This window comes from Streptomyces katrae (genome assembly GCF_000966975.1).
GTDB lineage: Bacteria > Actinomycetota > Actinomycetes > Streptomycetales > Streptomycetaceae > Streptomyces > Streptomyces katrae.
This window is the reverse complement of the sequence record NZ_JZWV01000924.1, coordinates 1-8,441: the sequence shown is the minus strand read 5'-3', so window position 1 is coordinate 8,441 and position 8,441 is coordinate 1. Positions and strand designations below refer to the sequence as shown.

General features: G+C 70.3%; 7 protein-coding genes, 1 pseudogene and 1 riboswitch. Of the genes and pseudogenes, 4 read left to right on the top strand and 4 right to left on the bottom strand.

The features are described 5' to 3' along the window. Positions 1–175 precede the first annotated feature (175 nt). Both VR44_RS29740 and VR44_RS29735 read right to left on the bottom strand, forming a co-directional pair. Complete coding sequence (locus VR44_RS29740; RefSeq protein ID WP_045950717.1) at positions 176–1,636, bottom strand: alpha,alpha-trehalose-phosphate synthase (UDP-forming); 1,461 nt, start codon at positions 1,634–1,636, stop codon at positions 176–178. Between the two features lie 172 nt (positions 1,637–1,808). Then, positions 1,809–2,759 carry a glucosyl-3-phosphoglycerate synthase gene (locus VR44_RS29735; protein ID WP_045950716.1) on the bottom strand — a complete coding sequence of 317 codons (951 nt, stop codon included), beginning with the start codon at positions 2,757–2,759 and terminating at the stop codon, positions 1,809–1,811. Positions 2,760–2,963: 204 nt separating this feature from the next. Then, positions 2,964–3,117: riboswitch (SAM riboswitch) on the top strand. Between VR44_RS29735 and thrC the strand changes: the two genes are divergently transcribed. The 4 genes from thrC (at position 3,111) to groL (ending at position 7,391) form a co-directional block, all read left to right on the top strand. Then, positions 3,111–4,433: a threonine synthase gene (thrC, locus tag VR44_RS29730; RefSeq protein WP_211275147.1), complete on the top strand. Its 1,323-nt coding sequence runs from the start codon at positions 3,111–3,113 to the stop codon at positions 4,431–4,433. Its footprint overlaps the riboswitch before it by 7 nt. A gap of 36 nt (positions 4,434–4,469) precedes the next feature. Next, positions 4,470–4,748 carry a ubiquitin-like small modifier protein 1 gene (locus VR44_RS29725; protein WP_045950714.1) on the top strand — a complete coding sequence of 93 codons (279 nt, stop codon included), beginning with the start codon at positions 4,470–4,472 and terminating at the stop codon, positions 4,746–4,748. Between the two features lie 393 nt (positions 4,749–5,141). After that, positions 5,142–5,348 (top strand): cold-shock protein, encoded by a 207-nt coding sequence (locus VR44_RS29720; RefSeq protein ID WP_008743607.1) that lies wholly within the window; start codon positions 5,142–5,144, stop codon positions 5,346–5,348. A gap of 423 nt (positions 5,349–5,771) precedes the next feature. Continuing rightward, positions 5,772–7,391, top strand: a complete 1,620-nt coding sequence (gene groL / locus VR44_RS29715) for a chaperonin GroEL (RefSeq protein ID WP_045950713.1) — start codon at positions 5,772–5,774, stop codon at positions 7,389–7,391. A gap of 74 nt (positions 7,392–7,465) precedes the next feature. Here groL and VR44_RS29710 read toward each other — a convergent pair whose 3' ends face one another. Continuing rightward, a complete protein-coding gene (locus VR44_RS29710; protein ID WP_045950712.1) occupies positions 7,466–8,044 on the bottom strand; it encodes a Uma2 family endonuclease in 579 nt (192 codons plus the stop codon). Positions 8,045–8,103: 59 nt separating this feature from the next. After that, a pseudogene (locus tag VR44_RS29705) lies at positions 8,104–8,441 on the bottom strand (hypothetical protein); the annotation flags it as partial.

Here is an 8,441-nt window from a genome sequence, read left to right as displayed (position 1 = left end):
CAGGGCGGCCCGAACCGGAAGGACAGTGGGACTGACGGGAAAGCCCCCACCCCTCTCCGAGACCGCCCCGCAGGGACCCCGGCATCGCAAAGCCCGGCCCGCCGCTCGCTACCGCGCGGCCGGAGACCGCAGCTCACCCACCGTCCCGCACCCGGGCTCCCGGCCCGCGGCGCCCTCAGCCCCCCAGTGCCTCCAGCTGGGCCGTGAACCACGACGCCGGGGGGAGGGCCGTGGCTGCCGCCGCCAGGCGTTTCGTGCGTTCCGCTCGTTCTTCCTCCGGCATCGTCAGGGCCGCGTGCAGGGCTTCGGCCGTCGCCGTGACGTCGTACGGGTTGACCGTCAGAGCGTCCTGGCGGAGTTCCTCGTACGCCCCCGCGCCCGTCGACAGGACCAGGACGCAGCCGGCCTCCGAGACCACCGGGATCTCCTTGGCGACCAGGTTCATGCCGTCCCGTACCGGGTTGATCAGGGCCACGTCCGCCATCCGGTACGCCGCCAGGGAGCGGGCGAAGTCGTCCTGGACGGAGATCAGCACCGGCTCCCACCCCTCCGTGCCGAACTCGTCATTGATCTCCGCCGCCAGTGACTCGACCGACGCCGTGTAGGCGCGGTAGACCTGAAGGTCCTGGCGGGACGGGTAGGCCGAGGCCAGGTGGACGACCCGGCCGCGCCACTCGGGGTGGGTGGTCAGCAGCTCCCGGTAGGCGAGGAGGCCGCGCAGGATGTTCTTCGACAGCTCGGTGCGGTCCACCCGGACGATCGTCCTGCGGTCCCCGACCTCCGCGCGCAGCGCGGCCAGCTTGTCGTCGACCTCCGGGCGGTGGGCCAGGGCCCGCAGGTCGTCGCCGTCGACGCCCAGCGGGTACTGGCCGACCCCGGTGAAGCGCATCTCCCCGTAGCTGCCGTCCTCCGTCAGCCTGCGGTGGTGGACCCCGCCCTGGTGGCCCTCGCGGGGGACGAACCCGTCCGCGACCCCGTGCACGTCGTCGACCGTGGCGCCGCTGATGAAGGCGGCGGCCCACGCCGCCGTGTGGAAGCCCAGCTGGTCGGCGCCGAGCATGCCCCACACCAGCCGGCTGCGGATGTCGTCCGGGAGCATGTGCAGGACGTCCGGCGAGGCCCACGGCGTGTGCGTGAAGTGCGCGATCCGCAGGTCCGGGCGCAGCTCCCGCAGCGCGCCCGGGACCAGGGCCAGGTGGTAGTCCTGGACCAGGACGCGCGCGCCCGGCGCGGCCTCCTCGGCCAGGGCTTCGGCGAAGGCCTGGTTATAGGCGGTGTACGAGTCCCAGCGCCGCCGGAACTCCGCGTCGAAGACGGGCTCGCGGGGGACGTCGTAGAGGTGGTGGTGGGTGAACCAGAGCACCGAGTTCGCGATGCCGTTGTACGCGTCGTCGTACACCGCGGGATCGATGTCCAGCATCCGGACGCCCGGCTCGGAGATCCCCCGCCGGACCGCCTCGCGGTCGGCGGCGGAGAGGGCCGCGCAGATCCACAGGGCCTCCGGCTGCGCCGCGAGGGCCGCGGACAGGCCGGAGACCAGACCGCCCCCGCCGCGCCGGGCGCTGAGCGTGCCGTCGTCGGCGAGGGCGTACGAGAGCGGGCCGCGGTTGGCGGCGACGAGTACCTGAGAAGCCATGCCGCGAACCTAGCCCGGCACCAGCTCGCTCAAACGTCCGGGAAATGCCCGGTTCGTCACGTACGGACGCCAGGACGACGCCAGGACGACGCAGGACTACGCAGGACGACGCCAGGACAACGACAGGACGACGCCACGACGACGCCAGGGCCGCCCCGCCCCCGCCCCCCCCTCACGCCACGCGACGAACCGCGTACTCCTCGATCTCCAGCATCGGCGGCCGCTCCTCCGTGTCCACGGCGTAGGTGCGCGGAACGAACCCGTCCGGCCCCCTCTCGAACTGGGTGAGGGCGGGGCGTACGAGATGGCCGCGCGAGAGCCGCAGCTGCGCGGTGCGGTAGATCGCCGCGGCCATCCGGCCCAGTGCCTGCCCGTCCTGGTGGCGGTGCAGCCGCACCCCGACGTCGACCTGGGCGAGGGCGTCGAGCCCGACGGTGTGCAGCGCGTCGACCAGCAGGCCGAGCTCGACCCCGTAGCCGACGGGGAAGGGGAGACGTTCCAGCAGGGAGCGGCGTACGGCGTACTCGCCGCCCAGGGGCTGGACGAAGCCGGCCAGCTGCGGCCAGTGGAGGTTGAGGAGCGGGCGGGCCACCAGCTCCGTGACGCGTCCGCCCTGGCCGGGGGCGTCGCCGAGCGGGCGGTCGTACATCGCCTTGACGAACTGCACCTGCGGGTCGGTGAGCAGCGGGCCGACGATGCCGGAGACGAAGGCGGACGAGAAGTCGCGCAGGTCGGCGTCGACGAAGCAGACGATCTCCCCGGTGGTGGCGAGCAGCGAGCGCCACAGCACCTCGCCCTTGCCGCGTACGGCGGGGACGCGGGGCAGGATCTCGTCGCGGTGCACCACGCGGGCGCCGGCCTTCGCCGCGACCTCGGCCGTGCGGTCGGCCGACGCGGAGTCGACCACCACCAGCTCGTCCACGAGCGGTACCGGCAGTCCCTCGATCAGGTCGCGCCGGATCACCTCGACGATCTCCCCGACCGTGGCCTCCTCGTCGAGGGCCGGCAGCACCACGCTCACCGTGGTCCCGGCAGCCCGTTTGCGCTCGAGGAGCTGGTCGAGCGGTCGGTCGGCGGCGGACCAGGAGCGGTCGGCCAGCCAGCGCTCCACCTCATCCAGCACTCTCAGCACTCCCTGGCTACTCGGAGGCGGCATCACACCCGGCGGTTTTCGGCCGAATTGTGATCCATCTCGCGGTTCGGACGGCTGTCTCAACCAGCCGCCCCTTCGGTTACAGTCTTGAACAACGCGAAGGTCCACCGCATGCCGGGGGGCCTCGCGACAAACGCACCGGCGCGCCATCGAGCGCGTGTGCCGGTGCCATACCGCTCATCCAGAGGGGCAGAGGGACACGGCCCGTTGAAGCCCCGGCAACCCTCCAGTCGGTTTCTCGCGATGCGATACGCATCCCGCGGGGTCCCCGGCTAGGGAAGGTGCCAATTCCGTCTCATGGCGAAGTGCGCCATGGGGAAGATGAGGAGAAAGGGCCTCGCCATCATGGCTGCACAGACTGTCGCCACCTCTGCCAATGCCTCCGCCGCCGACGCATCCGTCGATCTCGGCCCCGCCACCGGCCTTTCCTGTCGTGAGTGCGGAACCCGTTTCGAGCTCGGCCCCATCTTCGCCTGCGTCGAGTGCTTCGGTCCGCTGGAGGTCGCCTACGAGCTGCCCGCCGGCGACCCGGAGGCCCTGCGCGCGGCGATCGAGGCCGGCCCGAACAACATCTGGCGCTACGCGCCGCTGCTGCCCGTCCCGGCGGACGTGGCCTCCAAGCCGAGCCTGAACCCGGGCTTCACCAAGCTCGTGGACGCGCAGAACCTGGCCAAGGAGCTGGGCGTCACCGGCAAGCTCTACGTCAAGGACGACTCCGGCAACCCGACGCACTCCTTCAAGGACCGTGTCGTCGCCATCGCCGTCGAGGCCGCCCGCGCCTTCGGCTACACCACCCTCTCCTGCTCCTCCACCGGCAACCTGGCCGGCGCCGTCGGCGCCGCGGCCGCCCGGGCCGGCTTCCGCTCCTGCGTGTTCATCCCCCACGACCTGGAGCAGGGCAAGGTCGTCATGGCCGGTGTCTACGGTGGCGACCTGGTCGGCATCGAGGGCAACTACGACGACGTGAACCGCTTCTGCTCGGAGCTCATCGGCGACCCGCTGGGTGAGGGCTGGGGCTTCGTCAACGTCAACCTGCGCCCCTACTACGGCGAGGGCTCCAAGACCCTGGCGTACGAGATCTGCGAGCAGCTCGGCTGGCAGCTGCCCGACCAGCTCGTCATCCCGATCGCGTCCGGCTCCCAGCTGACGAAGATCGACAAGGGCCTGCAGGAGCTGATCAAGCTCGGTCTGGTCGAGGACAAGCCCTACAAGATCTTCGGCGCCCAGGCCGAGGGCTGCTCGCCGGTGTCGACGGCCTTCAAGGCCGGCCACGACGTGGTGCGCCCGCAGAAGCCGAACACCATCGCCAAGTCCCTGGCCATCGGCAACCCGGCGGACGGCCCGTACGTGCTGGACATCGCGCGCCGCACCGGCGGCTTCGTGGAGGACGTCAACGACGAGCAGGTCGTCGAGGCGATCCGGATCCTGGCGCAGACCGAGGGCATCTTCGCCGAGACCGCGGGCGGCGTGACCGTCGGCGTGACGAAGAAGCTCATCGAGAACGGGGTCCTCGACCCCTCGCTGACCACCGTGGTCCTGAACACCGGTGACGGCCTCAAGACCCTGGAGGCGGTGTCCGGCACCGGCCAGACCGCCACCATCCGCCCGAGCCTGGACGCGTTCCGCGCCGCCGGCCTGGCCTGACCCTTCCCTCGTACTACACGGAAAGGCGGTAGCGCCATGAGCGTCAACGTCCGCATCCCCACCATCCTGCGCACCTACACCGGCGGCGCCGCCGAGGTCCCGGCCGAGGGCGCGACCCTGGCCGAGGTCATCGACTCCCTGGAGGCGAACCACCCGGGCATCGCCGCGCGCGTCCTGGACGACCAGGGCAAGCTGCGCCGCTTCGTGAACGTGTACGTCAACGACGACGACGTGCGCTTCGAGGGCGGCCTGCAGACGGCGACGCCGGACGGCGCGGGCGTCTCGATCATCCCCGCCGTCGCGGGCGGCTGCTGAGCCGGCCGTCGTGTGACGGAATCTGAATTGCCCCCTCCGCTAAAAGCGGAGGGGGCAATTCTGCTTGATTGGGCGCGGTAGAGTTGGGGAAGTCCCCTCCGTTGTTCTTGCCTGCCGCATATGAGCAGGCGGCGAGAGGGTTGACATTGAGTCAACATGCGTGCGCCTTTTGGGGCATTGGTGAGGGTTGTCTGGCCCGACTTGCCCAGGAATAGGACAACTTTTCAGCCCATTTCCACGTTTGCGCGTGTCCAGATTTCTCGTCGGATTGACCTGTTGCAGACAGCAGCGGTGCAGATACATTCAGCCCCGGTCGAGGCGTTCCGGCGCAAGTTCTGACCCGGGTCCGCGAAGTGCGGACCTGCGCAAGGGCCAGTAATAGGGGAGTTAGGCATGGCTCAGGGCACCGTCAAGTGGTTCAACGCGGAGAAGGGCTACGGCTTCATCGCGGTCGACGGTGGTGCGGATGTGTTCGTCCACTACAGCGCCATCCAGATGGACGGGTACCGCACCCTTGAAGAGGGTCAGCGGGTCGAGTTCGAGATCTCGCAGGGTCAGAAGGGTCCGCAGGCTGACATGGTCAAGCTCGCGGCCGGCTGAGCCGAAGCGCGATCGGCCACCGACGCAACGCACCACCACGTGAGGGGCCCACATCCTGGACGGGATGCGGGCCCCTCACGTATGTCCCGGCCACGGCCCGACCGCGTCCCGGCCACGGCCCGACCGCGTCCCGGCCACCTCCCGTCCCGTCTCCCGCCCCGTGTCCCGTCCGGCATCCGGTGCGCCATGGCTCGAAGCCGCTTGCACTCGTGGGGGCCGAGTGCTAATCATTGGCGTTAGCACTCTCCGGGTGAGAGTGCTACAAGACGAGGACCGGGCCGGTGAGGCCCGCAGGGTCCGGCGGGAAGGAACCGCCGGGTCGGCAGGCCGTCCGTCGCGGGCGCGGGCGCGGTCCGGAGCAATCCACCCTCCCCTGTCGCCTGGCGGCGCGGGGGGAACCCCAGTCCTGGAGGACCACTTCAGATGGCCAAGATCATTTCGTTCAACGAGGAGGCCCGGCGCGGTCTCGAGCGTGGCATGAACCAGCTCGCCGACGCCGTCAAGGTCACCCTTGGCCCCAAGGGTCGCAACGTCGTCCTTGAGAAGAAGTGGGGTGCGCCCACGATCACCAACGACGGCGTCTCCATCGCCAAGGAGATCGAGCTCGAGGACCCGTACGAGAAGATCGGCGCCGAGCTGGTCAAGGAAGTCGCCAAGAAGACGGACGACGTCGCCGGCGACGGTACGACCACCGCCACCGTCCTCGCCCAGGCGCTCGTCCGCGAGGGTCTGCGCAACGTGGCCGCCGGTGCCAACCCGATGGCCCTCAAGCGTGGTATCGAGAAGGCCGTCGAGGCCGTCTCCGCCGCCCTGCTCGCCCAGGCGAAGGATGTCGAGACCAAGGAGCAGATCGCTTCCACGGCCTCCATCTCCGCCGCCGACACCCAGATCGGCGAGCTCATCGCCGAGGCCATGGACAAGGTCGGCAAGGAAGGCGTCATCACCGTCGAGGAGTCCCAGACCTTCGGTCTGGAGCTGGAGCTCACCGAGGGCATGCGCTTCGACAAGGGCTACATCTCGGCGTACTTCGCCACCGACATGGAGCGTATGGAGGCGTCCCTCGACGACCCGTACATCCTGATCGTCAACTCCAAGATCGGCTCGGTCAAGGACCTGCTGCCGCTCCTGGAGAAGGTCATGCAGTCCGGCAAGCCGCTGCTGATCATCGCCGAGGACGTCGAGGGCGAGGCCCTGTCGACCCTGGTCGTCAACAAGATCCGCGGCACCTTCAAGTCCGTCGCCGTCAAGGCCCCGGGCTTCGGCGACCGCCGCAAGGCCATGCTCGGTGACATCGCCATCCTCACGGGCGGCACGGTCATCTCCGAGGAGGTCGGCCTCAAGCTGGAGAACGCCGGTCTCGACCTGCTCGGCCGCGCCCGCAAGGTCGTCATCACCAAGGACGAGACCACCATCGTCGACGGTGCCGGTGACAGCGACCAGGTCCAGGGCCGCGTCAACCAGATCCGCGCCGAGATCGAGAACTCCGACTCGGACTACGACCGCGAGAAGCTCCAGGAGCGCCTCGCGAAGCTGGCCGGCGGCGTGGCCGTCATCAAGGCCGGTGCCGCGACCGAGGTCGAGCTCAAGGAGCGCAAGCACCGCATCGAGGACGCCGTCCGCAACGCGAAGGCGGCCGTCGAGGAGGGCATCGTCGCCGGCGGTGGCGTGGCCCTGCTGCAGGCCTCCTCGGTCTTCGAGAAGCTGGAGCTCACGGGTGACGAGGCGACCGGCGCCAACGCCGTGAAGCTCGCGCTGGAGGCCCCGCTGAAGCAGATCGCCGTCAACGGTGGTCTCGAGGGCGGCGTCGTCGTGGAGAAGGTGCGCAACCTGGCCGTCGGCCACGGTCTGAACGCCGCCACGGGCGAGTACGTCGACATGATCGCCGAGGGCATCATCGACCCGGCGAAGGTCACGCGCTCCGCGCTGCAGAACGCCGCGTCCATCGCCGCGCTCTTCCTGACCACCGAGGCCGTCATCGCCGACAAGCCGGAGAAGGCCGCCGCCGCTCCGGGCGGCATGCCGGGCGGTGACATGGACTTCTGATCGGCCCCGCGCTGATCGGCTGTTCTCGAACGAGGGCCTCGGGCGTTTCCGGGGGCGGGGGTGGGGCCGGGGGCTCAGTGGGCGTAGTCCTTGAGCGCCTCGGTGTCGAGGGAGAACCCGACCGGCTCGGGGAGGGCGATGGTTTCGCCGTAGGGGCAGGACTCCCGCCGGCGGTAGCGTCCGTTTTCCGGCTGGCTGTAGACCGTGATGGTGTCGCTGTCGCGGTCGATCAGCAGGAACACGGGGATGTCCGCCTGCGCGTAGCCGTCACGCTTCTCCTGCCTGTCACGGGCCTCGGTGTCGTGGTCGTGCGACGTGACCTCGACGGTCATCAGCACCCCTGCGGGATCGGACCACTCGCCGTGCCCGGCGAAGTGCCGTTGCGGTGCGAGTGCACCATCGGGCCGGGCGCGGCCGTTGCGGTACTGCTCGGTGCGGAGCCCGCGCTCGCGGTACAGGCGCAGGTCGGGGCGGTGCGCCATGCACTGGTCCGCGACCCACATGATGATCTCGTCGTGGTCGCCGTCGGGCACCGACTTGACCTCCAGCTTTCCGTTGATGAATTCGAGCGTGACGGTCTCGGGTGCGCGACGTGCCAGCGTCTCGAAGTCCTTCAGCGACATCTGGGGGTGCGCGGCGGTGCTGCGGGTCATGGGGTCGCCTCCTCGACACCATGGTGCCCGGGTTCGGCGCCGGTGGATCGGTGGACTGGTCATCGGCGGTTCCTTTCGCGGATGCGGGCCGCGTGGGCGCGGACCTCGGCCGGGGTGAGGGTCGGGGTGAAGACGGGCGGCCGGGGGTCTTCGGGGCGGCAGGCGCGGCAGCGGCCGTCGGTGAAGGCGGCGGGTGGGCCGGAGGCGCGGCATTCGGTGCACTCGGCGCGGGCCGGGGGTGTGGCGGGTTCCGGTGCCGGGGCGGGGTCGGGTGGGGCGGCGGGGAGTTTGGACTCCAGCCGCTTGCGGACCAGGGCCGCCGGGTGGTGGACCGGGGACGGCAGGCCGGTGGTGAGGGCGAGCCGGATGCGGTCGGGGGTGACGCCCCTGGCCAGCC